General features: G+C 70.7%; 25 protein-coding genes, 1 rRNA gene and 2 pseudogenes. 10 read left to right on the top strand and 18 right to left on the bottom strand.

From position 1 onward, the window contains the following. Nucleotides 1-73 precede the first annotated feature (73 nt). The 9 genes and pseudogenes from DRB89_RS33020 to DRB89_RS32980 form a co-directional block, all read right to left on the bottom strand. Complete coding sequence (locus DRB89_RS33020) at nt 74-847, bottom strand: MerR family transcriptional regulator (RefSeq protein WP_204357854.1); 774 nt, start codon at nt 845-847, stop codon at nt 74-76. A 19-nt stretch (nt 848-866) separates the two neighbouring features. Beyond that, complete coding sequence (locus tag DRB89_RS46115) at nt 867-1,409, bottom strand: FHA domain-containing protein (protein ID WP_275432032.1); 543 nt, start codon at nt 1,407-1,409, stop codon at nt 867-869. A gap of 483 nt (nt 1,410-1,892) precedes the next feature. Then, entirely contained in the window at nt 1,893-2,717 is an 825-nt protein-coding gene (locus tag DRB89_RS33010) for a DUF881 domain-containing protein (RefSeq protein WP_112463532.1), read from the bottom strand. 5 nt (nt 2,718-2,722) lie between these two features. Next, on the bottom strand, nt 2,723-3,055 hold the full coding sequence (locus DRB89_RS33005; RefSeq protein WP_112452698.1) for a small basic family protein: 333 nt from the start codon (nt 3,053-3,055) through the stop codon (nt 2,723-2,725). Then, on the bottom strand, nt 3,052-3,984 hold the full coding sequence (locus DRB89_RS33000) for a DUF881 domain-containing protein (RefSeq protein ID WP_112452699.1): 933 nt from the start codon (nt 3,982-3,984) through the stop codon (nt 3,052-3,054). Before DRB89_RS33000 ends, DRB89_RS33005 begins: the two co-directional genes overlap by 4 nt. Nucleotides 3,985-4,097: 113 nt before the next feature. Continuing rightward, nucleotides 4,098-6,593 carry a mannose-1-phosphate guanyltransferase gene (locus DRB89_RS32995; protein ID WP_112452700.1) on the bottom strand — a complete coding sequence of 832 codons (2,496 nt, stop codon included), beginning with the start codon at nt 6,591-6,593 and terminating at the stop codon, nt 4,098-4,100. 100 nt (nt 6,594-6,693) lie between these two features. Beyond that, nucleotides 6,694-7,284 (bottom strand): CDP-alcohol phosphatidyltransferase family protein, encoded by a 591-nt coding sequence (locus DRB89_RS32990; RefSeq protein WP_112452701.1) that lies wholly within the window; start codon nt 7,282-7,284, stop codon nt 6,694-6,696. 141 nt (nt 7,285-7,425) lie between these two features. Next, nucleotides 7,426-7,543 (bottom strand): 5S ribosomal RNA (gene rrf, locus DRB89_RS32985). A gap of 176 nt (nt 7,544-7,719) precedes the next feature. Continuing rightward, nucleotides 7,720-8,403, bottom strand: a pseudogene (locus DRB89_RS32980) (YafY family protein); the annotation flags it as partial. Between the two features lie 63 nt (nt 8,404-8,466). Between DRB89_RS32980 and DRB89_RS32975 the strand changes: the two are divergent. The 4 genes from DRB89_RS32975 to DRB89_RS32960 all read left to right on the top strand — a co-directional run bounded on the left by DRB89_RS32975 (nt 8,467) and on the right by DRB89_RS32960 (nt 13,957). Beyond that, nucleotides 8,467-10,056 carry an MFS transporter gene (locus tag DRB89_RS32975; RefSeq protein ID WP_112450824.1) on the top strand — a complete coding sequence of 530 codons (1,590 nt, stop codon included), beginning with the start codon at nt 8,467-8,469 and terminating at the stop codon, nt 10,054-10,056. 156 nt (nt 10,057-10,212) lie between these two features. Further along, nucleotides 10,213-10,974 carry a DeoR/GlpR family DNA-binding transcription regulator gene (locus DRB89_RS32970; protein WP_112453737.1) on the top strand — a complete coding sequence of 254 codons (762 nt, stop codon included), beginning with the start codon at nt 10,213-10,215 and terminating at the stop codon, nt 10,972-10,974. Continuing rightward, nucleotides 10,971-11,924 (top strand): 1-phosphofructokinase, encoded by a 954-nt coding sequence (gene pfkB / locus DRB89_RS32965; protein ID WP_112450823.1) that lies wholly within the window; start codon nt 10,971-10,973, stop codon nt 11,922-11,924. The genes DRB89_RS32970 and pfkB overlap by 4 nt, the downstream gene beginning before the upstream one ends. Continuing rightward, nucleotides 11,921-13,957: a fructose-specific PTS transporter subunit EIIC gene (locus DRB89_RS32960; protein ID WP_112450822.1), complete on the top strand. Its 2,037-nt coding sequence runs from the start codon at nt 11,921-11,923 to the stop codon at nt 13,955-13,957. The genes pfkB and DRB89_RS32960 overlap by 4 nt, the downstream gene beginning before the upstream one ends. A gap of 10 nt (nt 13,958-13,967) precedes the next feature. On the opposite strand, the gene DRB89_RS32955 is transcribed toward DRB89_RS32960, so the two are convergent. Beyond that, on the bottom strand, nt 13,968-14,738 hold the full coding sequence (locus DRB89_RS32955; protein WP_112450821.1) for a DUF6227 family protein: 771 nt from the start codon (nt 14,736-14,738) through the stop codon (nt 13,968-13,970). Between the two features lie 193 nt (nt 14,739-14,931). Here DRB89_RS32955 and DRB89_RS32950 point away from each other — a divergent pair, with 193 nt between their 5' ends. Further along, a complete protein-coding gene (locus DRB89_RS32950) occupies nt 14,932-15,573 on the top strand; it encodes a vitamin K epoxide reductase family protein (RefSeq protein ID WP_112450820.1) in 642 nt (213 codons plus the stop codon). A gap of 105 nt (nt 15,574-15,678) precedes the next feature. Here DRB89_RS32950 and DRB89_RS32945 read toward each other — a convergent pair whose 3' ends face one another. Beyond that, complete coding sequence (locus tag DRB89_RS32945; protein ID WP_112450819.1) at nt 15,679-16,089, bottom strand: rodlin; 411 nt, start codon at nt 16,087-16,089, stop codon at nt 15,679-15,681. 282 nt (nt 16,090-16,371) lie between these two features. Here DRB89_RS32945 and DRB89_RS32940 point away from each other — a divergent pair, with 282 nt between their 5' ends. Beyond that, entirely contained in the window at nt 16,372-16,908 is a 537-nt protein-coding gene (locus DRB89_RS32940) for a hypothetical protein (RefSeq protein WP_112450818.1), read from the top strand. Nucleotides 16,909-17,053: 145 nt separating this feature from the next. Beyond that, nucleotides 17,054-17,293, top strand: coding sequence for a chaplin (locus DRB89_RS32935; RefSeq protein WP_112450817.1), 240 nt, complete (start codon nt 17,054-17,056; stop codon nt 17,291-17,293). Between the two features lie 86 nt (nt 17,294-17,379). Here DRB89_RS32935 and DRB89_RS32930 read toward each other — a convergent pair whose 3' ends face one another. Then, on the bottom strand, nt 17,380-17,721 hold the full coding sequence (locus DRB89_RS32930) for a hypothetical protein (RefSeq protein WP_112450816.1): 342 nt from the start codon (nt 17,719-17,721) through the stop codon (nt 17,380-17,382). Between the two features lie 630 nt (nt 17,722-18,351). Here DRB89_RS32930 and DRB89_RS32920 point away from each other — a divergent pair. Next, nucleotides 18,352-18,930, top strand: a pseudogene (locus DRB89_RS32920) (MFS transporter); the annotation flags it as partial. On the opposite strand, the gene DRB89_RS32915 reads toward DRB89_RS32920, so the two are convergent. Beyond that, nucleotides 18,927-19,253: a hypothetical protein gene (locus DRB89_RS32915; RefSeq protein ID WP_112448789.1), complete on the bottom strand. Its 327-nt coding sequence runs from the start codon at nt 19,251-19,253 to the stop codon at nt 18,927-18,929. The pseudogene DRB89_RS32920 and the gene DRB89_RS32915 overlap by 4 nt on opposite strands. Nucleotides 19,254-19,844: 591 nt before the next feature. Here DRB89_RS32915 and DRB89_RS32910 point away from each other — a divergent pair. Then, nucleotides 19,845-20,975 (top strand): sulfite exporter TauE/SafE family protein, encoded by a 1,131-nt coding sequence (locus DRB89_RS32910; RefSeq protein WP_112448788.1) that lies wholly within the window; start codon nt 19,845-19,847, stop codon nt 20,973-20,975. Further along, nucleotides 20,972-21,295: a cation transporter gene (locus DRB89_RS32905; protein ID WP_112448787.1), complete on the top strand. Its 324-nt coding sequence runs from the start codon at nt 20,972-20,974 to the stop codon at nt 21,293-21,295. Before DRB89_RS32910 ends, DRB89_RS32905 begins: the two co-directional genes overlap by 4 nt. Nucleotides 21,296-21,338: 43 nt before the next feature. On the opposite strand, the gene DRB89_RS32900 is transcribed toward DRB89_RS32905, so the two are convergent. The 5 genes from DRB89_RS32900 to DRB89_RS32880 all read right to left on the bottom strand — a co-directional run bounded on the left by DRB89_RS32900 (nt 21,339) and on the right by DRB89_RS32880 (nt 25,367). After that, nucleotides 21,339-22,331 carry a bile acid:sodium symporter gene (locus DRB89_RS32900; protein ID WP_112448786.1) on the bottom strand — a complete coding sequence of 331 codons (993 nt, stop codon included), beginning with the start codon at nt 22,329-22,331 and terminating at the stop codon, nt 21,339-21,341. Nucleotides 22,332-22,404: 73 nt separating this feature from the next. Further along, nucleotides 22,405-22,716 (bottom strand): hypothetical protein, encoded by a 312-nt coding sequence (locus DRB89_RS32895; protein ID WP_239516447.1) that lies wholly within the window; start codon nt 22,714-22,716, stop codon nt 22,405-22,407. Further along, nucleotides 22,713-23,489 (bottom strand): MerR family transcriptional regulator, encoded by a 777-nt coding sequence (locus DRB89_RS32890; RefSeq protein WP_112448785.1) that lies wholly within the window; start codon nt 23,487-23,489, stop codon nt 22,713-22,715. The genes DRB89_RS32895 and DRB89_RS32890 overlap by 4 nt, the downstream gene beginning before the upstream one ends. Nucleotides 23,490-23,523: 34 nt before the next feature. Continuing rightward, a complete protein-coding gene (locus tag DRB89_RS32885; protein ID WP_204357719.1) occupies nt 23,524-24,702 on the bottom strand; it encodes a cysteine desulfurase family protein in 1,179 nt (392 codons plus the stop codon). After that, complete coding sequence (locus tag DRB89_RS32880) at nt 24,699-25,367, bottom strand: metalloregulator ArsR/SmtB family transcription factor (protein WP_112448784.1); 669 nt, start codon at nt 25,365-25,367, stop codon at nt 24,699-24,701. The genes DRB89_RS32885 and DRB89_RS32880 overlap by 4 nt, the downstream gene beginning before the upstream one ends. Nucleotides 25,368-25,425 lie beyond the last annotated feature (58 nt).

Here is a 25,425-nt window from a genome sequence, read left to right as displayed (position 1 = left end):
GACCTGCCCGGCCGGTTTGGGTAGTCGGGCTCCCCCCGGGCTCCGCGAGGACTCCCCCCTGGGACCCCCCTGGTCAGTCCAGCCGCACCCCGAGAGCCGTCTGTACGAGGGCCTCGTGCAGCCGTACGGAGAGCCCCGCGAGCTCTTTCAAAGTGGCTTCCGCATGCGCCCTGGTCTGGGGATTGCGGTGCCGGCGCAGCGGGGCGACGACCTGCTCGACCAGCCCGGCCTCCCGGTCGGCGGCGGCCTTCATCGCCCGCAGGTGGCGCGGCTCCAGACCGAATCGCCCGAGATCGGCCACCAGACGGGCCACGGTGACCGCCTCGGCGTCGAATCCGCCGCCCGGCACCTCCGCGAGGAGCCCGTACGACTCCCACTCGACGAGTTGCACCTCGTCCACGTCGGCGGCGGCGATCAGCTCGGCCCGGTCCACCCTGGCCACGGTCGGCCGCTCGCGGCCCACCTCGCCGTAGAGGGCGACGGGGCTCGCGGGATCGACGGACTCCCCGTGCGCCGCGGGCGCCGGGATGCGGATCTGCTCGCCGCGGGCCAGCGCGTCGAGCTGATCGCGGATGACCTTCAACGGGAGGTAGTGGTCCCTCTGGAGCCGCAGGATGTGGGCCAGGCGCTCGACGTCGCCGGTGGCGAACTTGCGGTATCCGGAAGGTGTGCGCCGGGGCTCGACGAGCCCCTCCGCCTCCAGGAAGCGGATCTTCGAGATCGTGACTTCGGGGAACTCGTCACGCAGCATCGTGAGCACCGTTCCGATGCTCACCAGCCGCCCGGCCTGGGAGGCGGTGCCGGCGGTGCCGCTCTTGGCGGCACCGCCTGCCGGGATACGCAGCATGGGACCTTCCCTTGAAGGGTCAGTGCCCCCGCAGGCTCGCGTAGAAGACCAGCCGGTACTTGCCGATCTGCACTTCGTCGCCGTTGTGGAGGGAGACGGAGTCGATCGGTTCACGGTTCACGTACGTGCCGTTGAGGCTGCCGACATCGGCGACGGTGAAGCCGCCGTCGTGGCTCCGACGGAATTCGACATGGCGCCGGGAGACGGTGACGTCGTCCAGGAAGATGTCGCTCTGCGGGTGCCGGCCGGCCGTCGTCAGCTCACCGTCCAAGAGGAAGCGGCTGCCGGAGTTCGGGCCGCGCCGCACGATGAGCAGGGCGGAACCCGGGGGCAGTGCCTCCACCGCGGCCTGGGCCTCGGGGGACAGCGAGGACGACACGTGCGTCTGTCCCGACACCTCGGCCTCGTAGGCCTCGAGGCCCGAGATCGAGATGGTGGACGTGGTCTCCGAGGCACGCTCCGGCGTCAGACCCGCCCGCAACGGCGCCCCGCAGTTGGAGCAGAACCGGCTCGCCGCATCGCTGCGGTGCCCGCACCTGCTGCAAACCTGCTCGGCCGACATGGACGGCTCCTCGCGCCGCGGCTGCCCCGCGGAGGCATTGGTGGCATACGGGTCGGGCGCAAACCCTCCACCCGTACTTGAGGTTGATGGTTCACCGAAACCTATGCGTCCGGTACCGGCAGGGTCAACAGCCGACGCGCCCCGTGCGCCCGAATTATCACCCGCACCCGCGACCTCGTCCCGGAAGAGCGGCCGGTCGCCCTGCCCTTCCACGTCGCCGTGCCCCGCGCGGTGCCTGGCCGCACCGCTTTCCTCGCGGTTCTTCTTGCCGAACAACTTCTCAAACAACTTCACGGGCGATTCCCCTTGACCGAAACAGACCCGCCCGTGGGGCAGGACGAACTCCGAATGCAACACCTGCCGACCCGGACATACTTACAACGTCCGTAACCATCAGACAGTTTCCACCACGCACCGCGACTTCGGTGCGCCGACCCCCCGCAGGCATTCGCCCGCGTGAGCCGGTCTGCTCCTCGTCCCGCCTCACGGCGATGACGACCGAGCGTAGTCAGGCTGCTTCGCAGCCCGCAAGGCATCCACGACGATCTTCGCCGGTCGTGTGACGGTGACCACCGCCTGTTCCTTCTCCAGCGACTGCACGACGCCACCTGGAATGTTGAGCGCCGGCTCCAGGTCCTGCGGCTTGCCGATCACCTTGAACTCATAAGGCTGTGTGATCTTCTTACCGTCGATCGCGACCCCGCCGCCCTCCTCGGAGAAGTACGAGCCCGCCACCACGCGCACCCCGTTGATCTGGATCGCCTCGGCACCGGCCGCCCGCAGTTCCTGGAGCGTGTCCAGCAGCTTGTCCGACTGCACCTGGCCCTTGGGGTCCGCGATCTTCAACACGATCCCCGGCCCCTGTGCCGCCACCGTTCCGGCCAGGATCCCGAGTTGGCGTTCCTTCTCGACGGTCTGCTTGCGGGCCTCCTCGGCCTGGTTGGAGCTGCTCTCCAGCCCCCGGCGCTGCTCCTCGAGCTTCTGCTTCTCGTCCTCCAGCCGCTTGGTCCGCCCGTCCAGCTCGTCGAGGATCCGTACGAGGTCCTCCTGGCGGGCACCGCGCAGCGCGCTGGAGTCGCTGTTCGACCGTACCTGAATGGCCAGACCGAGCCCCAGGACGAACAGCAGCACCGCGACGATCAGTTGGGCACGGCTCACCCGCGGCGGCCACAGGCTGGCCGCCAGCCGCTGCCGGCCCGTCTCCCCGGGCTCGGGTGCGGGCGGGGCGGCGGGCTCCGGGGCGGGCACGGTCTCGGGCGACTGCTGCGAGGGCCTCGGCTCCTCGGGCGGGGTGTCGTTCACGTTCATCGGCCTCACGCCCGGAACACGTGCCGGCGGATGGCCGCGGCGTTGGAGAAGATGCGGATGCCCAGGACGACCACCACGCCCGTGGACAGCTGCGAGCCGACGCCCAGCTTGTCGCCGAGGAAGACGATCAGCGCGGCCACGACCACGTTCGACAGGAACGACACCACGAACACCTTGTCCACGAAGATGCCGTCCAGCATCGCGCGCAGGCCTCCGAACACCGCGTCCAGCGCCGCCACCACGGCGATCGGCAGATAAGGCTCCACCACGGCCGGTACTTCGGGGCGGACGAGAAGTCCGACCACCACTCCGACCACGAGGCCCAGTACCGCGATCACGATGCACCCTTCTGCTGCTCTGCTGCTGTTGCCGTGCGTACGGTCAGGCTCGACGCGGCCGGGAGGCGCACGTCCGCCTCGGCCGACAGCGTGTAGCGGATCCCGTAGCTCTCCTGCAGCACGTGCAGGTACTGGCCGTCCGCGGAGTCCTGGAACGCCGTCCCCAGACGCTTCTTGTCACCGATCGCCAGTACTTCGTACGGCGGGACCAGCGGCCTGTTGTCGACCAGTATCGCGTCACCGGCGGCCCGGATCGCCGACAGCGACGTCAGCCGCTGCCCGTTGATCGAGATCGCCTCCGCCCCGGACTGCCACAGCCCGTTGACGATCTTCTGCATATCGCGGTCGCGGAGCCGCCCGGTGTCCGCGAAACCGGTGTTCTCGCGCGGCTTGGAGCCGTTGCCCGTGGACGAGCCCTTGGCGTCGTCCACCGTGAGCTTGATCCCGGGCCCGTGCACCTCGGTGGCCCCGGACAGCAGCGCCACGAGCTGACCCTGGTCGCCGCCGTGCTGCTTGAGCGCCTCGCGCTGGCGGTCGGCGACGGCGTCCCGCGACCGCTCGATGTCCCGCTCCAGGCCGTCGGCGTGCGCGTCGGCCCGCTCGACCCGGTCGATCAGTTCCTGACGCTCCTTGGCCAGCACCGGCGCGGCCACCCGCGCCTCGGCGGCGCCCAGCGTGACGACCATGGCGGCGACCACCAGCCCGGCGGCCAGACCCAGCTTGGCCTTGAGGGTGCGCGGCAGACCCGCCGTGCCCTTCGCCTCGCGCCGGGCGGAGGCCTCCGCGTAGCCCTCGTCGAGGCTGTGGTCCATCACGTGCGTCAGCAGCGACATGGAAGCGTCCGGCCGCGCGGGCCTGGGGTTCCCGCGGACACCGTCCGGGGGAGGCGACGAACTCCGGTTGGGGGGCGGCTGCGACATGCCGCACATCGTCGCATGTCGCCGCCGCTGACACCGAATGCGCCCGCCCGGCGGACCGGGAGGGACCTTGGCCCCCGCCCGGCCCACCGGACTCGTGGACCTGCGTCACCGCCCGCCGGGACTCAGTGCCCGGCGCCGTCCACCACCGCGGCCCAGTCGTCCAGCAGCGCCTGCGCGGACGCGTCGTCCGGCCCTTCCGCCCACAGGTGCGTGACCGCCTCCGCCGGATCCGGCAGCACCAGCGCCCACCGCCCGTCGGCCTCGACGACCCGTACCCCGTCGGTGGTGTCCACCTCCCGGTCCCCGGCCGCCTCCACGACCCGCCGCATGACGAGCCCCTTCACCGCCCAGGGGGTCGGCACGTCCCGCTTGAGCACGTGCGCCCGCGGGATCCGGGCATCGATCTGGCTCAGCGTGAGCTGCGTCCGCGCCACCAGCCCGATCAGTTGTACGAAGGCCGCCGACCCGTCGAAGACGCTGCTGAACTCCGGGACGATGAAACCGCCCCGGCCGTCGCCGCCGAAGATGGTGTTCTCGGCCCGGCCCACGCGGGTCAGGTCGTCGGGCGAGGTCGTCGTCCACTCCACCTGGGTGCCGTGGTACGCCGCCACCTGCTCGGCGATCCGGGTGGTGGTCACCGTCAGCGCCACCTTGCCGCTGCGCTTCTCGGCCGCCACGAGATCGAGCATGACCAGCAACGCCCGGTCGTCCTCGATGATCCGCCCGCGCTCGTCCACCAGGGAGATCCGCTCCCCCACCGGGTCGAAGCGGACGCCGAAGGCCGCGCGCGAGGACGCCACGATCTCGCCGAGCCGCACCAGGCCGGCCCGCCGGGATTCCGCGGTCTCCGTCGGCCGGGACTCGTCCAGCCCCGGATTGACGGTGAGGGCGTCCACCCCGAGCCGGCCCAGCAGGCTGGGGAGCACGAGTCCGGCGCTGCCGTTGGAGGCGTCCACGACCACCTTGAGGCCCGAGTCCGCGACCCCGGTGGTGTCCACCCGCCGCAGCAGCGAGCCCGTGTAGGCGTCGAAGACGCTGCCCGGGAACTGCAGGTCGCCGATCTCGCCGGGGAACGCACGGCGGTACTCCTGCCGCGCGTAGACCCGGTCGAGCTTGCGCTGCTGCTGGAGGGAGAGGTCCGCACCCCGCTCGTCGAGGAACATGATGTCCACCGAATCGGGGATCCCCGGCGAGGTCCGCAGCACGATTCCGCCGGCGCTGCCGCGCGCGGTCTGCTGGCGCGCCACGGGCAGCGGGACGTTCTCCAGGTCCCGCACGTTGATCGCGCTCGCCTGCAGCGCCGAGATCACGGCCCGCTTGAGTGCTCGCGCGCCTCGGGAGTGGTCACGGGCCGTGGTGACCGTCGCGCCCTTCTTCAGGGTCGTCGCGTAGGCACCGGCCAGCCGGACCACCAGTTCGGGGGTGATCTCCACGTTCAGGATCCCCGTGACGCCACGGGCGCCGAACAGGTGCGCCTGCCCCCGGGACTCCCAGATCACCGACGTGTTGACGAAGGCGCCGGCCTCGATCGTCTTGAAGGGGTAGACCCGTACGTTCCCCTGGATGATCGATTCTTCGCCGACGAGGCACTCGTCGCCGATGACGGCGCCGTCCTCGATCCTGGCGGCCCGCATGATGTCGGTGTTCTTGCCGATGACGCAGCCGCGCAGGTTGCTGTGCGGCCCGATGTAGACGTTGTCGTGCACCACGGCCTTGTGCAGGAACGCGCCGCTCTTCACGACGACGTTCGACCCGATGACCGTGTGCTCGCGGATCTCCACACCGGCTTCGACCTTGGCGTAGTCCCCGATGTACAGCGGTCCGCGCAGCACCGCCTCGGGGCTCACCTCGGCGCCTTCGGCGATCCACACCCCGGGCGAGATCTCGAAGCCGTCCATGTCGACCTGGACCTTGCCCTCGAGCACGTCGGCCTGGGCCTTCACATAGCTCTCGTGGGTGCCCACGTCCTCCCAGTAGCCTTCGGCCACGTAGCCGTAGATCGGCCGGCCTTCCTTCATCAACTGCGGGAAGACGTCACCGGACCAGTCCACGGAGACGTCCGCGTCCACGTAGTCGAAGATCTCCGGCTCCATGACGTAGATGCCGGTGTTGATGGTGTCCGAGAAGACCTGGCCCCAGGTGGGCTTCTCGAGGAAGCGCTCCACCTTGCCTTCCTCGTCCACGATGGTGATGCCGAATTCCAGTGGGTTCGGCACACGGGTGAGGCAGACGGTGACGAGTCCGCCCTTCGCCTTGTGGAAGCGGATGAGGTCGGTCAGGTCGAAGTCGGTGAGTGCGTCGCCGGAGATGACGAGGAAGGTGTCGTCCTTCAAAGCCTCCTCGGCGTTCTTCACGCTGCCCGCGGTGCCGAGGGGCTTCTCCTCATTGGCGTAGGTGAGCTCCATGCCGAGCTCCTCGCCGTCACCGAAGTAGTTCCTGACGAGCGATGCCAGGAATTGCACGGTGACCACGGTCTCGTTGAGCCCATGGCGCTTGAGGAGCCTGAGCACGTGCTCCATGATCGGCCGGTTCGCCACCGGCAGGAGCGGCTTGGGCATGCTCGAGGTCATAGGGCGGAGACGAGTTCCTTCGCCACCGGCCATTACGACGGCCTTCATGTCGGGAGAGTCCTCCTTGAGAGACGGCGTCTTCGCCGATCTCGCCCGTCCCGGACGGTGGCCGGACAACTACTCCGCGTCGGCCAGGCGCCGAGCGAGCTCAATCGGCCGTGGCGTCCGACTTCACGAGACGACGGACCTGCACCACGTATAGGATTCCTGCCCACCAATAGAGGGTTGTACCCCATCCGGCGAAGGCCCATCCCAAAACTGACCCCGTCCAGGCCAACCATCCTGACCAGGTGCTCACCAGGAGGAAGGGGAACGCGTACATCAGGTTGAAGGTCGCGGCCTTGCCGAGGAAGTTGACCTGGGGCGGCGGATAGCCGTGCCTGCGCAGGATCCAGACCATGACCAGCAGCATCAGCTCGCGTGCGAGCAGTGCGCCGGTGAGCCAGAGCGGCAGGATCTCGCGGTACGTGAGACCGAACAGGGTGGACAGGATGTAGAGCCGGTCCGCGGCCGGATCCAGGAGCCGGCCGAGGCTGCTGATCTGGTTCCAGCGCCGCGCGAGCTTCCCGTCCAGGTAGTCGCTGATCCCGCTGAGCATGAGGACGGCGAGTGCCCAGCCGTCATGCTCGGCGAGGATCAGCCACAGGAACAGGGGTACGCCGGCGAGGCGAGCCATGCTCAGGATGTTCGGAATGGTGAAAATTCGGTCAGTCTGGACCCGAGTCTCCTGGACCTCCACCCGGGGGCCTCCACTGTGACTGTAGAAATCTGGTCGAACGATGCCCCCTGACACTACAGGAGGCGGCACATCTGCCCGTAAACGCAGAAAAGCCCCGCACCGAACCCCAAAGGGCTGGTGCGGGGCTTTCCCACAATAATTGTTCGGCGGCGTCCTACTCTCCCACAGGGTCCCCCCTGCAGTACCATCGGCGCTGAAAGGCTTAGCTTCCGGGTTCGGAATGTAAACCGGGCGTTTCCCTAACGCTATGACCACCGAAACACTATGAAGTTAACCAACCGGATATGAACACAGTTCGTTACTTCAGAACTAACACAGTGGACGCGAGCAACTGAGGACAAGCCCTCGGCCTATTAGTACCAGTCAGCTCCACCCGTTACCGGGCTTCCACATCTGGCCTATCAACCCAGTCGTCTACTGGGAGCCTTGCCCCCGCCGCACGAACTCCACCGCGTCCACCGGCAGTTCCCGCGCCGGGAACCGGGCCCCCGTCGCGCCCGGCCCGCTCACCCGGTCCACCCGGAAGGTCCGCCAGTCCTCGCGCTCCATGTCGTAGGCCACGAGGTACCACCGGCTCCCGGTGCTGACCAGCCGGTACGGCTCCACCAGCCGCCGCGACTCCACCCCGTCCCGCGCGCGGTAGGAGAACCGCAGCCGTTCCGGGCCGGCCACCGCCGACGCGATCACCGTCAGCGTCCGCGGGTCCACGCTCGCCCCGTCCCCCCGGGTCACGGCGACCGTCGCCGACTGCAGCGCGCTCACCCGGTGCCGCAGCCGGCCCGGCAGGACCTGCTCCAGCTTCGCGAGGGCCCGTACGGAAGCCTCCTCGATGCCCTCGATCGCGTGTCCGGCCCCCGCCCGCAGGCCCACGGCGATCGCGACGGCCTCCTCGTCGTCCAGCAGGAGCGGCGGCATCGCCGCGCCCGCCACCAGCCGGTAGCCGCCCTCCGCGCCGAGCGTGGCCTCCACCGGGTATCCCAGTTCGCGCAGCCGGTCGATGTCGCGCCGGATCGTCCGGGCGCTCACCCGCAGCCGCTCCGCCAGCTCGCTCCCCGGCCATTCGCGCGGGGTCTGGAGCAAGGAGAGCAGGCTGAGCAGCCGGGCCGGGGTGTCGGTCATGGATTCAAGATTGCCAGCCAAATAGGACACGCGCTGACCTAGATGCCGTCTAGGTTTCTCCTCATGAGCACCGAGACAACCCAGTCATCGCCCGAAGGAAAGAACGGGCCCGCACAAGAAGAGCGGATCGACACCCCCGCAGACACCAGCTCGACCAGCGTGACCAGCCCGACCGGCAGCCCCGCGGACCGCCGCCGCTGGCTGGCGCTCGCCATCGTGATGACCGCGGCCTTCATGGACCTGGTCGACGTCACGATCGTCAACATCGCGATACCCCGGATGCGCGAGGACCTCGGCGCGTCCACCAGCGCCATCCAGTGGATCACCGCCGGCTACGCCCTCGCCTTCGCCGCCGGCCTGATCACCGGCGGCCGTCTCGGTGACATCTACGGCCGCAAGCGCCTCTTCCTCATCGGCATAGCCGGCTTCACGGCCGCTTCGCTGCTCTGCGGCATCGCGCCCAACCCCGACGTGCTCGTCGCCTCCCGGATCCTCCAGGGCGCCATGGCGGCCATGATGGTCCCGCAGGTGCTCGCGATCATCCACGTCACCTTCCCGCCGCACGAGCGCGGCAAGGTCTTCGGCATGTTCGGCGCCGTCGTCGGCCTCGGCGCCGTCTCGGGTCCGATGCTGGGCGCGCTGCTCACCGAGTGGAACATCCTCGGTCTCGAATGGCGCCCGATCTTCCTGATCAACCTTCCCGTCGGCATCGCCGGCCTGGTGCTCGGCCGCAAGTTCATCTCCGAGTCCAAGGCCCCCAAGGCGCTGCGCCTGGACCTGGTGGGCGTCGTGCTCGCCACCCTCGCCCTGGTCATGCTGATCTTCCCGCTCACCCACGGGCGCGAGAACGACTGGCCGCTGTGGGGCTCGCTCTGCATGATCGCGTCGCCCCTGGTCTTCGCCGCCTTCATTGCCTACGAGAAGTACAAGATCCGCAAGGACGGCTCCCCGCTCGTCGAGCTCTCCCTCTTCAAGGTCAAGAGCTTCGCGGGCGGCATCGCCGTCCAGTTGACCTTCGGCCTCGCGACCGGCATCTTCTTCCTGGTCTGGACGCTCTACATGCAGATGGGCCTCGGCTGGAGCGCCCTGAAGGCCGGTTCCACCGGGATCCCGTTCTCGCTGGCCGTCTCGGCCGCCGCGGGCGTGTCCGTGGGCAAGCTCGTACCGCGCTTCGGCCGCAAGGTGCTCCAGGCCGGTGCGCTGGTCATGGCCGCGGGCCTGCTCCTCTACATCTGGGAGTCCGACCGCTTCGGCATGGACATCGCCCCCTGGCAGATGGCCGCCCCGCTGATCCTCATGGGCGCGGGCATGGGCCTGATCGTCGCGCCGCTGAACGACATGGTGCTGTCCGAGGTGCCGCGCGAGCACGCCGGCTCGGCGTCCGGCCTGATCAACACCACCGGCCAGATGGGCAACGCGCTGGGCCTCGGCCTGACCTCGGTGGTCTTCTTCGGGGTGATCGACGACGACCTGGTCTTCGGAGCGCCGTACGTGGAGGGCTTCCACAACGCGCTGTGGTGGGTCTCGGCCGTCATGGTCGCGATCTTCGCCGTGATGTTCATCCTGCCGCGCAAGACGCTCCCGATCGAGCAGCGCGAGGGCGGCTCGGAGTACGCCGGCGACCTCGCCCCGGAGAAGGTCCCGGCCGGGTAGCCGAAGGTCCTCTCTTTCGACGGGCATGTCCGCTTCTGTTGGCGGGCATGCCCGTTTTGCTTTTCTTCGGGCCAAACCGGGCGTACGCTGAAGCCGAACCCACAGAGTCGGGCATTCGTCGGACTCGAACGGACCTGAACGGACATGCCGAACCCCATGTACGCACCCGAGCGCCAGCAGGAGATCCTCCGCCTCGCCCGCGAGGCGGGCCGCGTCGACGTCCTGTCCCTGGCCGAGCAGTTCCAGGTCACGGCGGAGACCGTGCGCCGCGACCTCAAGGCCCTGGACCGGGCCGGCTTCCTGCGCCGGGTGCACGGCGGAGCCATACCGGCCGGCCGCCTCGACTTCGAGCCGGACCTCACCGAGCGCGAGGCCACCGCCGCCGACGAGAAGGACCGCATCGCGGACGCCGCCCTCGCCGAGCTCCCCGACGGCGGCAGCGTCGTCCTCGACGCCGGCAGCACCGTGGCCCGCCTCGCGGCCGCCGTGCCCCTCGACACGGCGCTCACCGTCGTCACCCACGCGCTGCCCGTCGCCGCCCGGCTCGCCGACCACGCCGGCATCGACCTCCACCTCGTCGGCGGCCGGGTCCGCCACCGCACCCGGGCCGCCGTCGACGCGTGGGCGCTGCGCGCGTACGCCGAGATCCGCGCCGACGTCGCCTTCCTCGCGACCAACGGGTTCAGCGCCGAGGGCGGTCTGACCACCCCCGACCTCGCCGAGGCCGCCGTCAAGCGGGCCGCGATCGCCGCCGCCCGCCGCGTCGTCCTCCTCGCCGACTCCGCGAAGGCGGGCCAGGAGCACTTCGCGTGCTTCGGCACCTTCGCCGACGTCGACCTCCTCATCACGGACTCGGGGCTCGACCCCGCCCACAAAGCGGCGATCGAGGCCGCAGGTACGGAAGTTGTGCTCGTATGATCCTCACCGTCACCCCCAACCCCTCCCTCGACCGGACGTACGAAGTCCCCTCGCTGGACCGCGGTGAGGTCCTGCGCGCCACCGGCGACCGGGTCGACCCCGGGGGCAAGGGCGTGAACGTCTCCCGCGCGGTCGCCGCCGCGGGCGTCCGTACGACGGCGGTCCTGCCGCTCGGCGGCGCACCGGGCACGCTGATCGCCGAACTCCTCGGCGCGCAGGGCGTGGACGTCACGGCGGTGTCCATCGCCGGCCAGACCCGCTCCAACATCTCCGTCGCGGAACCCGACGGCACCCTCACCAAGATCAACGCGGCCGGTCCCGAACTGACCGGCGGCGAATCGGCGCTCCTCCTGGAGACCGTCCGCACCTCCTCGGGCGACGCCGACTGGATCGCCTGCTGCGGCAGCCTCCCGCGCGGCCTGCGGCCCGAGTGGTACGCCGAGATCGTCGCCCGCGCCCACGCGGCGGGCACCCGGATCGCCCTGGACACCTCCGGCCCGGCGCTGCTCGCGGCGCTCCCGGCCCGCCCGGACGTGATCAAGCCGAACGCCGCGGAGCTCGCGGCGGCGGTCGGGCGCCCGCTCGCCACCCTCGGCGACGTGGTCAAGGCGGCCGAGGAACTGCGCTCGCTCGGCGCGGGCGCGGTCCTGGCCTCCCTCGGCGCGGACGGCCAGCTCCTGGTCGAGGAGGAGGGCACGTACTACGGCACGGCCGCGGTCTCCTCGGTCCGCAGCAACGTCGGCGCGGGCGACGCCTCCCTCGCCGGCTTCCTGATCGCGGGCGGTACGGGGCCTGCGGCCCTCGCCTCGGCCCTGGCCCACGGCGCGGCCGCGGTCCAGCTTCCCGGCAGCGCCATGCCGGCCCCCTCGGACCTGCGACCCCACACGGTCCGTGTCACCCAGGACCTGCCCCTGGACCTCCCCCTGTCCGAAATGAGCGACGAGCGATGAGCGAAATGATGCCGTGCCCCCTGCGGGCCGAACTGGTCGACCTCGACCTGTCCGCCGAGTCCAAGGAGGGGGCGGCACGTGCCCTCGCCGAACGGATGGTGACGCTGGGCCGGGTCACCGACCTGGACGGCTTCCTGGCCAACGTCGCGGCGCGCGAGGCCCAGATGCCGACCGGCCTGGAGGGCGGCATAGGCATACCCCACTGCCGCTCCACCCACGTGACGGCCCCCACCCTGGCCTTCGGCCGCTCCCCGTCGGGCATCGACTTCGGCGCCCCGGACGGCCCGGCGGACCTGATCTTCCTGATAGCCGCCCCCGCCGGCGCCGACGACGCCCACCTCTCCATCCTCTCCACCCTGGCCCGCCGCCTGATGCGCCCCGACTTCGTCGCCGCCCTCCGCGGGGCCACGACCCCGGAAGAAGTCGCAGCCCTGGTCGCGGGCGAGCCCGATGCAGCCCCTCCGGTGCCGAATCCAGTCCCTCCGGCGGTTGAGGAGCGGGGTTCCGGGGGCGGAGCCCCCCACGCGGCGGAGCCGTTCCGGATCGTGGCCGTCACCTCCTGCCCCACCGGCATCGCCCACACCTACATGGCGGCCGAGTCCCTCCAACAGGCCGCCGCCGAGGCCGGTATCGAGCTCACGGTCGAAACCCAGGGCTCCGCCGGCTTCACCAAGCTGACCCCCGAGGCCATCGCCACCGCCGACGCGGTCGTCTTCGCCCACGACGTCCCGGTCAGGGAACGCGCCCGCTTCGCCGGCAAGCCCACGGTCGACGTCGGCGTCAAGGCCGGCATCAACCGCCCCGCCGAACTCCTCCAGGAGGCCCGCGACAAGGCGGACCGCGGGGAGGTCGCGGACTCCGCCCGGACCCCCGTCGAAGAGGCCGGCGAACCACAGGACGGCTACGGCGCCAAGCTCCGCACCTGGCTGATGTCCGGCGTCAGCTACATGGTCCCCTTCGTCGCCGCCGGCGGACTCCTCATCGCCCTCGCCTTCGCCATCGGCGGGTACGAGATCAACACCGCCCCCTCCGTCGCCGAGCACTTCGTCTGGACCGAAGCCGCCAGCTGGGCAGCACTGCTCTTCCAGACCGGCGGCCTCGCCTTCGGCTTCCTCGTCCCCGTCCTCGCCGGCTACATCGCCTACGGCATGGCCGACCGGCCCGGCCTCGTCCCCGGGTTCGTCGGCGGCGCCGTCGCCCTCACCATCAACGCCGGCTTCCTCGGCGGTCTGATCGCCGGCCTCATCGCGGGCGGCACCGTCCTCGCCGTCCAGAAGCTGAAGATCCCCGTCGCCCTGCGCGGGATCATGCCGGTGGTCGTGCTGCCGCTCATCGGATCCGCCGTCACCGCGTTCCTGATGTTCCTGGTGGTCGGCAAGCCCGTCGCCTCGCTCCAGCAGGCCCTCACCGACTGGCTGTCCGGCCTCTCCGGCGCCAACGCGATCATCCTCGGCGTCATCCTCGGCCTGATGATGTGCTTCGACCTCGGCGGCCCGCTCAACAAGGTCGCCTACGCCTTCGCCATCGGCGGCCTCGCCACCCCCAACGAGGGCAGCCTCAAGGTCATGGCCGCCGTGATGGCCGCCGGCATGGTCCCGCCGCTCGCGATGGCGCTGGCCACCACCGTCCGCGGCCGGCTCTTCTCCAAGACCGAGCGCGAGAACGGCAAGGCCGCCTGGTTCCTCGGCGCCTCCTTCATCAGCGAGGGCGCCATCCCCTTCGCCGCGGCCGACCCGCTGCGCGTGATCCCGGCCGCGATGGCCGGCGGGGCGGTCACCGGAGCGCTCTCGATGGCCTTCGAGTGCACCCTGCGCGCCCCGCACGGCGGCATCTTCGTCATCCCGCTGATCGGCAACCCGCTGCTCTACCTGATCGCCATCGCCGCCGGTACGGCCACCACCGCCGGTCTGGTCGTCCTCCTCAAGGGCATGCGCAAGCGGAACGAGACCCCGACGGCCACCGCCGCCGGAGCCGGGCCCGCCGAAGCCGAGACCGCCGGCGCCGAGCCCGTGAAGGTCACCGTCGCCGCCTGAGCCGACCGGCTCACCTGACCCGCCCGCGGAGCTCCATGGCTCCGCGCGCGGCCGTCTCCGTCTCGTACACCTCGCACATGTGCCGCCCGTCCGGCGTGGCCGTGTGCTCGACCTCCCACAGGCTGAGCTCGCTCCCGTCCAGCAGGACGAACGCGTGCTCGTACAGGCTGAAACCGGCGTTGCGCCCGTCCGACAGGCACTGCCGGGTGCCGAACGCCTGCGTGATCTGGTGCGCGTACGCCGAGCGCAGCAGCAGCGACACGCTCTCGCCCGGCCGGTCCGGGTTCTCCGCGCGGCGCAGTACGCGGCGGGCGTGGTCCGCGGAGTCCTCCACCGTGTAGTCGCGGTGCCGCTGGGCCGGGGTCGGGTTCGAGAACAGCGCGCTCAGCACGGCGATGTCGCTCGCGGGCTCCTCCTCGGCCGTCGCCTCCGTGAGGTCCCGGGCCACTTGCGAGGGGGTCTCGCCGAACAGCCGGGCCACCGCGAGGCAGGTCTCCGCCCTGCTGGCGAAGACCTCGTGGCGTATGGAGAGGTCGTCCTCCCCGCGGTGCGCCAGCTCCCACAGGGCCACCGACCCGCCGTCGGCCAGCAGGTAGGTGTGCCGGCGGGTCTCCCGCCACCTGCCCGACGCCGGACCGTGGCGGGTGGTGAAGAGCGAAGAACTGTGGGCGAGTGCCGTGCGCAGGCGCTCGACCAAGCGGTCGGGCAGGTCGAAGGAGTTGAGGGCGCGGCCCAGGAGTCGCTCGAGGTGCGCCTCGGTTGTCTCGTACGGATCGCTCAAGGTGGGTCTCCAGGCCGTCGCAGCTTGTCACTTCGCGGACGCTCAACGTAGCCCCTGGGTCTGACATCACGTCCGGGGTTCGGTAAAACGTCCGGGAAGCATCGGGGGTTCCCGCCACCCCTTCAGGTCAACCTCCTTGCCCATGAGCATGGTTGGTCCGGATTTGGGATGCGGAGGCGGGACGATGAGCCGTATGGCAACGAATACCGTGGGCGTGCCCCGCCAGCAAGGGCATCCGCGCAACCACGACGACGCAAAGCCGCCCGCCGCCCCCCGCGCGCTCGGCTGGCTGCTGGTGCTCACCGGGGCCGCGGGAGTGCTGGCCGCCTGGGTCATCACCCTCGACAAGTTCCTGCTGCTGGAGAACCCGAACTTCAAGCCCGCCTGCAGTCTGAACCCGGTCGTCTCCTGCGGCAGCGTGATGAAGAGCGAGCAGGCGGCGGCCTTCGGCTTCCCGAACCCGATGCTGGGGCTGGTCGCCTACGGGGCGGTCGTGTGCGTCGGCGCGGGCCTGCTGGCCGGCGCCCGCCACCGGGGCTGGTTCTGGCTGGGACTCGACGCGGGAATGCTCTTCGGCGTCGGATTCTGCTCCTGGCTCATGGTCCAGTCGCTCTACGAGATCAACGCGCTCTGCCTGTGGTGCTGCCTCACCTGGGTGGCCACCCTCGTGATGTTCTGGGCGGTCACCGCGTACACCGTGCGTACGGGCATCCTCCCCGCGCCCGCCCCCGTGCGGAGCTTCTTCGCCGAGTTCGGCTGGGCCCCGCCCGTCCTGCACACCGGCGTGATCGGGATGCTGATCCTGACCCGCTGGTGGGACTTCTGGACCGGCTGAGCGGGCCGGAGCGCACACGAGGGCCCCAGCAGCTGGAAGCTGCCGGGGCCCTCGTTCATCGCTCCACGGGCGCCGGGCGCCCGGACCGCAATGCGGGAGCGGAGATCAGCTGCCGACGGAGCCGTTGCCAGACAGGACCGGGATGTTGCTGAGGATGTGCGAGAGCGGCTCGTCGCCCTTGGCCTGGGTGGAGTTCTCGGTGCACTGCTGGTTCTGCGGGTTGGACAGGACGTTGATGTCCTGGACACCGACGTTGACCAGGGCGATCAGCGACTGGGCGTTGACCTTGACGGGCAGGCCGATGCAGGGCTTGTTCAGGGTGCCCTGGACGACGCCGAGCTGCGGGCTCATGTCGCCGTGCGTCTTCTGGTTGCCGTAGATCTGCTGGGCACCGTTTCCGTTGACGGTGTTGATCCCGTTGTCGTTGCCGATGGCCATGGCCGGGGCCGCAACAGCAGCGCCCGCGCCGACGGCGGCGGCGGTGACCGCGGCAGCAGTCATGATCTTCTTGAGCATCTTGATCCTTTTGTCGCACGAGTGCCCGCTAGTGGAGCGCCCTGATCAACTGCCCGCACAGAGGGTTGGTTCCGCTGCTTCACTCAAACGGCCTGTCCGCGGGCGGGTTTTCCCCGGGTGGGGTGAGCCGCCCCCGGACGCGTGCGCGAAGCCCGTACGCAGCCCGCACCGGGGGTGCGGGGGCCGATGTTCCTGTTGCGCTCCGTCGAACGCCTTCGCACGGTGGGTAAGGGAGCGGATCGCTCGGGTCCGCTTTCGTTCGACCACCAGAAGGAAACACTCATGCACCACACCAACGCCTCCCGCTTCCGCATCCGCGTCCTCGTCCCCACGGCCCTGACGGTTGTCATACTCGCCGGCGCGGCTGCCCCCGCGGGCGCCGCCGAAGGTGCCGGTGCCGCCGAGTCCCGCGTGGCGGCCGCCCGGGAGCGGATCGAGGAGAGGGTGGCGGCGGCGGGTCCGCTCGACGACCTGCTCGCCTCCGTCTCCAAGATCCTGGCGGACCTGACGAAGAGCCTGGGCACCCTGCTGCCGGGGGTCAAGATCCCCGAGATCAAGCTGCCCGCGCTCCCGGCCATGCCCGAGATCCCGGCGATCCCGAACCTGCCGCTCCCGGCGATTCCGGAGATCCCCGCGATTCCGGACATCCCGATCCCCGACCTCCCGGTCTCCGCTCCCGCGGTCCCACCCGCGGGAGCGGTGCCCGCCGTACCGGGAGTGCCCGCGGTACCCGCAGTACCCGCAGTACCCGGCGTACCGGCCACGCCGGCGCTGCCGCCGCTCGACACGGTCCCCGACCTCGCGGACTTCCTCCCGTAGGCGATCCGGACCCGCACGCGGTGACGACCATTGGGCTGAACAGGTCTGATCGCGTGCGGAACCGTGTCGTCTGGGATGCTGGACCGTTTCGCTCGATGTGAGCCTCGAAATCGGGGCAGAACATCGAAGAGAAGGTGCACTTCCCATGAACACTGCCAAGAAGGCCGCCCTGGTCCTGGCCACCGCTGGTCTCGCCGCGGCCGGTGCCGCCGGCTCCGCTATGGCCGACTCGTCGGCCGAGGGCGCGGCCGTGGGTTCCCCCGGTGTCCTCTCGGGCAACCTGGCTCAGGTCCCGGTCCACGTCCCGATCAACGTCTGCGGCAACTCCGTCAACGTGATCGGTGCGCTGAACCCGGCGTTCGGCAACACCTGCGTCAACGACTGACGTCGTACGCACCAAACCGACTGTGGGCGCCCCGGCTCTGCCGGTGGCGCCCACAGTCGTGTCGGCGGGAGAGCGGGTCGGACCCGTCAGTTGGCGCCGCCGTTGAGCTTCACCCCGCCGAGCAGCGGCGAGGCCTGGGTGGCCCCGTTCGCCAGCTTCATGACCTCGCCCGGCGCACCGTTGCGGACCTCGTTGACCTTCTGCACGGTGGTCATGACCTTCTGGACGCTCTCGCCCTGTTCGGCCAGCCCGTTGCCCACCGTCTGCGGGAGCGCCTCCGAGACCGGGTTCACGGCGCCCAGGGTCTCCGTGAGCCCGCTCGTCAGGCTCATGGGGACGGCCGGAGCCTCGGTGGCGAAGGCGGGAGTGGCGGCGCCGAGGGCGGCGACGGACCCGACGACCGCGGCGGCTACCTTCGAGAGCTTCATTATCGAAAATCCTCTTCTTTCGTGGACAAGGGTGTCAGCGGCGACCGGCATGCCGCTTTCGTCCTGGCTAACGATTCCCCGCCGTTGCGGAAACGCGGAACCGAACACGGCAACGGCCGGAGAATCCGACAAGGGACTCTCCGGCCGATATTTCTTCTGATTACCGGTATTGCCGTCAGGCGATACGGGACCTGCGGTACAGAATGGCGCCGCCCAGGACCAGGGCCGAGGCGAGAGCCGCCGCGGCGCCGTGCGAACCGGCGCCGGTGGCCGCGAGCTGCGGTGCGGTCGCCCGCGCGGGGACGGGGGCGGGAGCGGAGAACTGAGGGTCGACCGTGAGGCGTCGAACGCCCCCGCACCAGCGGGGCCTGTGGCTCGCGGTCGCCACCGCCCCCGCCGCGATGACCCTGAACCTGCCCGACGTCGTCCCGTACGCCATGGCCCGCGACCCGGGTTACGCGCACACCATCGGGCTGTTCCGCAACCTCATCGGCGTCCTTTCGGCGGGCGCCGTTCTCTTCTTCGCGGCCTCCGCCACCCGGGGCCGCACGCTCCACATCGCCTCCGGCGCCGGCACGGTACCCGCGCTGCCCGCACTTCTCCCGCTGGACCCGGCCTCGGCGACCCACGGCCCGCAGCCGCCCCTTCCTCTTCCTGGCGGCGGCCTTCACCCTCTCCGGCTTCTCCATGTACGCCGTCGTCATGGGCTTGATCCCGCTGCTCACCGAGCGCGGGGTCCCCGCCACCACGGCCGCCTGGGCCCTGGGCCTTGGTGGAGCCGGCCAGACCCTTGGCCGGACCCTGTACGCGAGCCTGTCGGCCCGTACCTCCGTCACCACCCGCACGTTCACCCTGATCGCCCTCGGTGGCGCGACCACGGCCGCGCTCGCGTTCGTATCCGGCCCCGTACCCCTACTGGTACTGCTGGCGGTCCTGGCCGGAGTCGTCCGCGGCAACCTCACCCTCCTCCAGGCCACCGCCGTCACCGACCGCTGGGGCACCGCCCACTACGGCCGCCTCTCCGCCCTCCTCGGCGCACCGGCCCACATCGCAGCTGCACTTGCCCCCTGGGCCGGAGCGGCGCTCGCCGCCCCGCTCGGCGGCTACCCACAGCTCTTCGCGGGCCTTGCCGCACTCGCTGCTCTGGCTTCCTGCCTGGCGCTTGGCGCAACAGTCCGGTTGGGTGCCAAGGGTGGGGCCGCCGGTTAGGGGCCCGGTTCGTCGCCGGCGGCGGCTTCGAGGGCTTGGCGTAGTTGACCGGGCGTCGGCAGGCCCGCGAGGCCGCTCGGCGTGCGGTAGATCCGGCAGGCCAGACCGGGGGCGCCTCCGGGCTCGGCGAAGGGGTCGCGGCCGTCCAGCAGAAAGGTGGGCGATCCGGTGAACGCGGCTCGTTCGGCTTCGTGGTGGTCGCTGATCACACGCGTGCCGAACCGGACGTCGTGCAGCCCCATGTCGTCGAGTGCCCGACGCATCAGTTCGACGGCGGGCTGCTCGTGGGGGCAGTCCGGTACGACCACGACCTCGATGTCCATGACCCCAGGATCGCGCACCTCGTGCCTGTGCACCGACGGGCGCTGCGAAGCGGGTTGCCGACCATGTCCTAGCATGGCGCGCATGTCGCGACGCCTACTGCTGCCGCTTCGGACGTGGTCCGGAGCGCTCCTGGTGTGTGCGCTTCTGCTCTGCCTGGCAGGGCTGGCACGTCCCGCGATGGCCATGGCAATGCCGGCGTCGATGGACATGGGTGTGACCGCCGCTGTCGGAGGGCACACTGCCGGCCCGCCCGCCGTGGGAACGCCGGACCACAGCCCGAGCTGCCCGACGACTGCGCAGCACTGTGCGACTCCTCGGGCTGTCCTCGCTCAGGAAGGCCCGGTCGGCCCGGAGCCCACGGGCGCGCTGCCCGTGCCGAGCTGCGACCCCGCTCTCCTGGGAGCCGAGCCCAATGCTCCGCCGGGGACAGCGGCCCCGCCTGATCTCCACCGGTTGTGCGTGTCACGGACGTGACGGGTCGCCGCCCGTGAGGCAACTGCCTTACGGGACGCCGCGTTCCTCACGTCCGCCTCGGCACGCCCGGCTTTCCGTGTGTGCGTGCCGTCGTCGCAGAACTGGAGTAACGACGCATGCCGTCGTCCGTCGCTTTGCTGATCACCGGTGCGAGCACCGGGCTGCTCGCCGGTGGTGCCTCGTGCGCCGCCATTCAAGGGGGCTTGCTGGCCGGCGCGGTGACCCGCCGCCGCGCTCCCGCCCCGACGTCCGTCCGTAAGACACCCCGAAACTCTCTCCCCGCCTCGGAGACAGCCACGCCCCTGGCCCCGGTCGGTGCCTTCCTCGTCGGAAAGCTGCTGTCCCACACTCTGCTCGGCGTCCTGCTGGGCATCTTCGGCAGCGCGTTGCAGCCCAGCCCTCGCGTCCAGGCGGTGCTGATGCTGGCTGCCGGACTGCTGATGGTGCTGTTCGCCCTGGACCTCTTCGGCGTCAAAGGGGTGGGGCGGCTGGTACCCCGGCCTCCGGCATCCTTCGGGCGCCTGATGCGCCGCAGCACGAAGACCGACTCGGCCGTCACTCCCGCACTGATCGGCTTCGCCACCGTGCTGGTGCCGTGCGGGGTCACGCTGTCCATGGAACTGCTGGCCATCACATCCGGCTCGGCGGTGGCGGGGGCGGCGGTGATGGCCGGGTTCGTGCTCGGCACCTCGCCGTTGTTCGCCGTGCTCGGGTACCTGTTCCGGCGCAGCAGCCAGGCGCTGTCCGGCCGTCTGGCGGCGCTCACCGGTGTGGTGGTGTTGGTCGTCGCCGTGTGGACCATGGCGTCCGCGCTCCAGGCCGGGGGCTGGGTCTCCTTCCGTACGCCGGGAAAGACCACAGCCGCGAGCGGGCCGTTCATCGTCGAGGGCGTTGAAGAGAACGATCCCCTGTACGACCCCGGAGCGGGACAGACGGGAGTGGACCTTGCTCCGGTCAGCATCGACGCCTCCGGGAAGCAGATCGTCACCCTGACCGTCACGGACTTCTACGTCCCCACGCAGTTCACCGCGAGAGCCGGCGTACCCACCACGCTGGTCCTGCACGGAAAGGACTCGGGCGGTTGCGCCCGTGCCTTCACCATCCCCGAACTCGGTGTGCAGGAGATCGTCAAACGCGACGGCGACACCGAGATCGACCTGGGCACCCGCAAGCCCGGCACGCTCCGCTTCTCCTGCGCCATGGGCATGCAGACCGGCGCCATCGACTTCAAGAAGGACCTCCAGTGAAGCTGTTCAGCCGCAGGGACAAGACCGGGCGTGATGGCACGCAGGTGACCCTCCTCATCGAGGGCATGCGCTGCGGCAGCTGCGGGCTGCTCATCGACGACGAGCTGGAAGAACTCCCAGGCGTCCGCTCGGCCCGCACCGACGTGCGCGCCGGACGCAGCATCGTGCTCCTGGAGACAGACGCGGGCGTGGACACGGCGGCTCTCGTCGCGGCGGTTCAGGCGGCGGGAGACTACACCGCACGGCCAGGCGACTGTCGGGTACGCGAACGTGCCGGAGGGGCCCGGCCGGTGGGAGATCCCGGCTGGGCCCGCCGGTAGTAGGCGGCGGAAATCGTCCGCAGCACCGCAGACGCCGTCCTGCTCAGACGATGGCCGGTGCCTTGTCCTCGGGGACGAGGCGGGGCACCAGGCGGACGTAGGCGACCATGCCGAGAACCTCGACCAGGGTCTGGGTGACGACGACGACCGCAGCGACCGCCAGTTCGTCCGGCAGGGCCAGTGCCAGGGGAAGAACGACCAGGGAGTTACGGGTCGCCCCGGTGAAGACGACCGCCCGGGAGGCGGGGGCGTCCAGGCGGAACAGTCGGGCCACCACCTTGCCCGCGAAGGCCATGACGACCAGGAAGACCACGTAGAAGGGGACGACGGCCGCCACGTCCGAGAGCCGGCCGCCGAGCTTCGGGACCTGGGAGGCGACGACCACCAAGAGCGTGGCGGCCATCAGCGGGACCATCGTCATGGTCGCGGCGTCGGACACCCTCCGACCGGAGGGGCGCCGGGCGGCCCATGCCTGTGTGGCCCACGCCAGAGCCAGCGGAATCACGATCAGGAAGAGGAAGGCTTCGACGAACGGGCCGATCTCGACGATGTCGGCCAGGTCCGAACCCATGAAGAGGAAGAGGAAGCCCGGCAGCAGCACCATCTGTGCGACCAGCAGCAGCGGGGTGGCGGCCAGCAGGCGGCGGTTGCTGCCTCCCGCCAGCCCGCTGAAGACGATGACGTAGTCGACGCAGGGGCACAGCAGGACCAGGAGCACGCCGAGGCGGATGGCCTGGTCGGCCGGCAGGAACGCGAACATCACGGCGACGACGAGCGGTACGACGAGGAAGTTCACCACCAGGGTGGCCGACAGGAACCGGCCGTCACGCAGCGAGCGGACCAGTTCGGCGGCGGGGACCTGGAGGAAGGTGACGTACAACAGGGCGCCCAGGACGGGGTTGATGGCGTGTTCCAGCCCGGGGCCGACCGCAGGGGCCGCCCAGCCGAGGGCGGCGCCGACGGCCATCGCCCCGAGGTAGACGGCGACCTGGTGGTCCTCCATCCGCTCGACCAGACCCTGCGATTCCTGCGACACCGTGTTGCTCCCTCAGCTGTACCGCGGTCTGCGACGACGACGCCGACCGGCCCGCTCATTCTCCCGGACGAGGTCAGCGAGGGGCCGACTCGGTCCGGACGCCGGCTGCGGGCCTGACCGTGGGCATCCCCAGGTCGGCCGTGGTGTGGCCCGTCCCACAGGCCGTTGCGCGTCGGCGGCGCAGCATCCACACCACGCCCGCCAGGGCCGCGACCGTCACCACGGCCAGGGCGGGCATCCACACCGCGCCGATCGCGGAGGCAGCGCCGATGCCACCCAGCAAGGCGAGCAGCGGGCCGATGCAGCATGCCGCGCATGCGGCCACGGCGAGGGCGCCCGTACCGGCGGCGACCCAGGGGCGGGAAGGATGCTGTGTGGGGGTCATGCCGTCACTCCGAACAGATCGGTGAGCAGGGATCCGGCGGCCTCGGGGGCCCGCACGGTCAGGGCCAGCTCAGAGGGGGTCAGGTGCAGGGTGAAGTCGAAGAACGCGCAGCAGCCCTGCTCGGCGGCGGACAGCGCGGCGATCTCGGACGCCAGCTCTGGCGTGGCCGGGAAGGTCAGCCGCAGCCCGTCCGGGATCTCCGCTCGGCTGCGGGCCCGGTCTGCCAGGCTCTGCCACTGCTCGGTCCGCTCGCTCAGCTCGGTGCTGTCCAACGTGCAGGCGACCGGAGCTTCCCGCCACGCCTCGTCCGCGCTCCTCCGGGGCTCGGGGCGGGTCAATGACAGCTCCACCGGCACCGGGCCGGGCCCCGCAGGGCTCACGCAGCCGCAGTCCGGCCCGCACGTGCCGGCCGGGGCCGGACCGGACAGCTGCTCGTGGACTCCCGTCAGACGCGTGGAGAACGCCGACAGCTCGGCGAGGCGCCGGTCCGCATCGGCGATGCGATCGGCGACCAAGGGCAGCATCCGCGCCCGCACCGCCGAGCACGCGCCCTGCTCCCACACGCCGAGCAGCTCGCGGATCTCCTCCAGCGGCAGCCCGAGGAGCTTGGCCGAGGAGATGAAGGTCAGCCGCTCCAGCGACTGCTCGTCGTACACGCGGTAGCCGGCCGCCGTACGCTCGGCGGGCAGCAGCCCGGCGGACTCGTAGAACCTCAGCGTGGTGGCCGGAACGCCGGAGCGTTCGGCCAGCTGCGAGATGCGGAAGGTGTCCATGACCCGACGGTAAACCTTCGACCCGACTCGAAGGTCAAGCCCGAATTGCGGGTGGCTTCTGCACGGCGGCGGTCAGCAGCCCGATGGCCCGGTCGATGTCGTCGGTCGTGGTCCAGCGGCCGAGGGACAGCCGGAGCGCCGAGAGGCCGCGGGCCGGGTCGAGGCCCATGGCGCTGAGGACGGGGGAGGGCCGGTGGTCGCCGCTGTGGCAGGCCGAGCCGGTGGAGGCGGCGATCTCCGGGACGGCGTCCAGCAGCTCGTGGCCTCGTACGCCCTCGATGCTGATGTTCAGCGTGTTCGGAAGGCGACCTCCGGAGGGGCCGTTGAGCCGGACCCGGCCGGGCAGGCCGTCGGCCAGCCGGTCGTGGAGGCGGTCGCGCATCGCGGCGATGCGGTGGCGAGCGCCGTCGGTCAGATCCTCGGCCGCGAGTTGGGCGGCGGTGCCAAGCGCAACGGCGAGGGCGACGTTCTCGGTGCCGGCGCGCAGGCCGCTCTCCTGGCCACCGCCGTAGACGAGGGGTTCGAGGGCGACTCCGCTGCGCACGAACAGAGCGGCGATTCCCTTCGGCGCGTACATCTTGTGGCCGACGACCGTCATCAGGTCGACGCCCAACTCGCTCACGTTCAGGGGGATCTTGCCCGCGGCCTGGGCGGCGTCGCAGTGGAAGAGTGCGCCGTGGGCGTGGGTGATACGGGCCAGCTGGGCGACGGGCTGGAGGGAGCCGGTCTCGTTGTTCGCGGCCATGACCGAGACGAGCACGGTGTGCGGGGTCAACGCGGCCGTCAGGTCCGCGGGATCCACGAGGCCGTGGTGGTCGACGGGCAGGTACGTCACTTCGGCGCCGTGCAGGCGCTCCAGCGCGCGGCAGGTTTCCAGTACCGCGGGGTGCTCGGTGATCTGGGTGATGACGTGCGGTCGGCCGGTCTTGGAGGCGAGGACGGCGCCACGGATGGCGAGGTTGTCGGCTTCCGAGCCGGAGCCGGTGAACACGATCTCGTCGGCACTGGCACCGATGAGGGTGGCGACCTGCCGCCGGGCCCGTGCGAGTGCCTGCTTGGGCCTGGCGCCGTACGCGTGTCCGCTGGAGGGATTGCCGAACCGCGCTGCCAGGTAGGGCTGCACGGCCTCGGCCACCCGGGGATCGACGGGGGTGGTGGCGTTGTAGTCCAGGTAGATCGGGCCGCCGTCGAGGCCGGTGTGGGTCGGGATCACGCGGCGGCTCCGGTGGCCACGGGCAGCTCCGCGAGCCGCCACTCGAGCATGCCGTCGGTCAGCCGGACGGCGCGGCGGCCGTTGGCGTTGAGCAGGCGTACGGCTTCGTAGGCCATGACGCAGTACTCACCGCGGCAGTAGGCGACGACCTCGGTGTCGGCCGGTAGCTCGGCGATGCGCTCGGCGAGCTCCTCGACCGGGATGGAGAGGGCGCCGGGGATGTGCCCGGCGTCGTACTCCGAGGCGGGGCGGACATCCAGCACGAGGACCTCGCCCGCCTGCGCGCGGGCGAGCAGGTCATCGCGCCCGACTTCTTCCGGCTGGTCATTGCCGAGGTAGGCGGTGCGCGCGGTTTCCACACCCGCCTGGTGGGTCTGGGCGACCTTGCGCAGCAGGGCGTACAGGGCGGCGACGTCGTCCCCGGACAGCCGGTAGTGGATGCGCACGCCCTCCCGCCGGGTGGACACCAGTCCGGCCTGCTTGAGCGTCTGCAGGTGGGCGGAGGCGGTGGTCAGGTTCAGCCCCGCCGCCTTGGCGAGCGCATCGACCGTGCGCTCGCTCTGTGCGAGCAGATCGAGCAGTTCCAGGCGCTTGCCGCTGCTCAGTGCCTTGCCCGTGTGGGCGAAGGCGTCGTACAGCGCGGACTTCCGCGTCACGTCTCCCATGGCATCCTCCAGTAATCCATGGAATATTGTATCCATGGGTAGGGCGCTGTGACCACTC

Origin of the sequence: Streptomyces sp. ICC4 (assembly GCF_003287915.1) — a bacterium.
Taxonomy (GTDB): domain Bacteria; phylum Actinomycetota; class Actinomycetes; order Streptomycetales; family Streptomycetaceae; genus Streptomyces; species Streptomyces tritrimontium.
The sequence above is the reverse complement of the archived record's forward strand: the minus strand, read 5'-3'. Positions and strand labels throughout refer to the sequence as shown.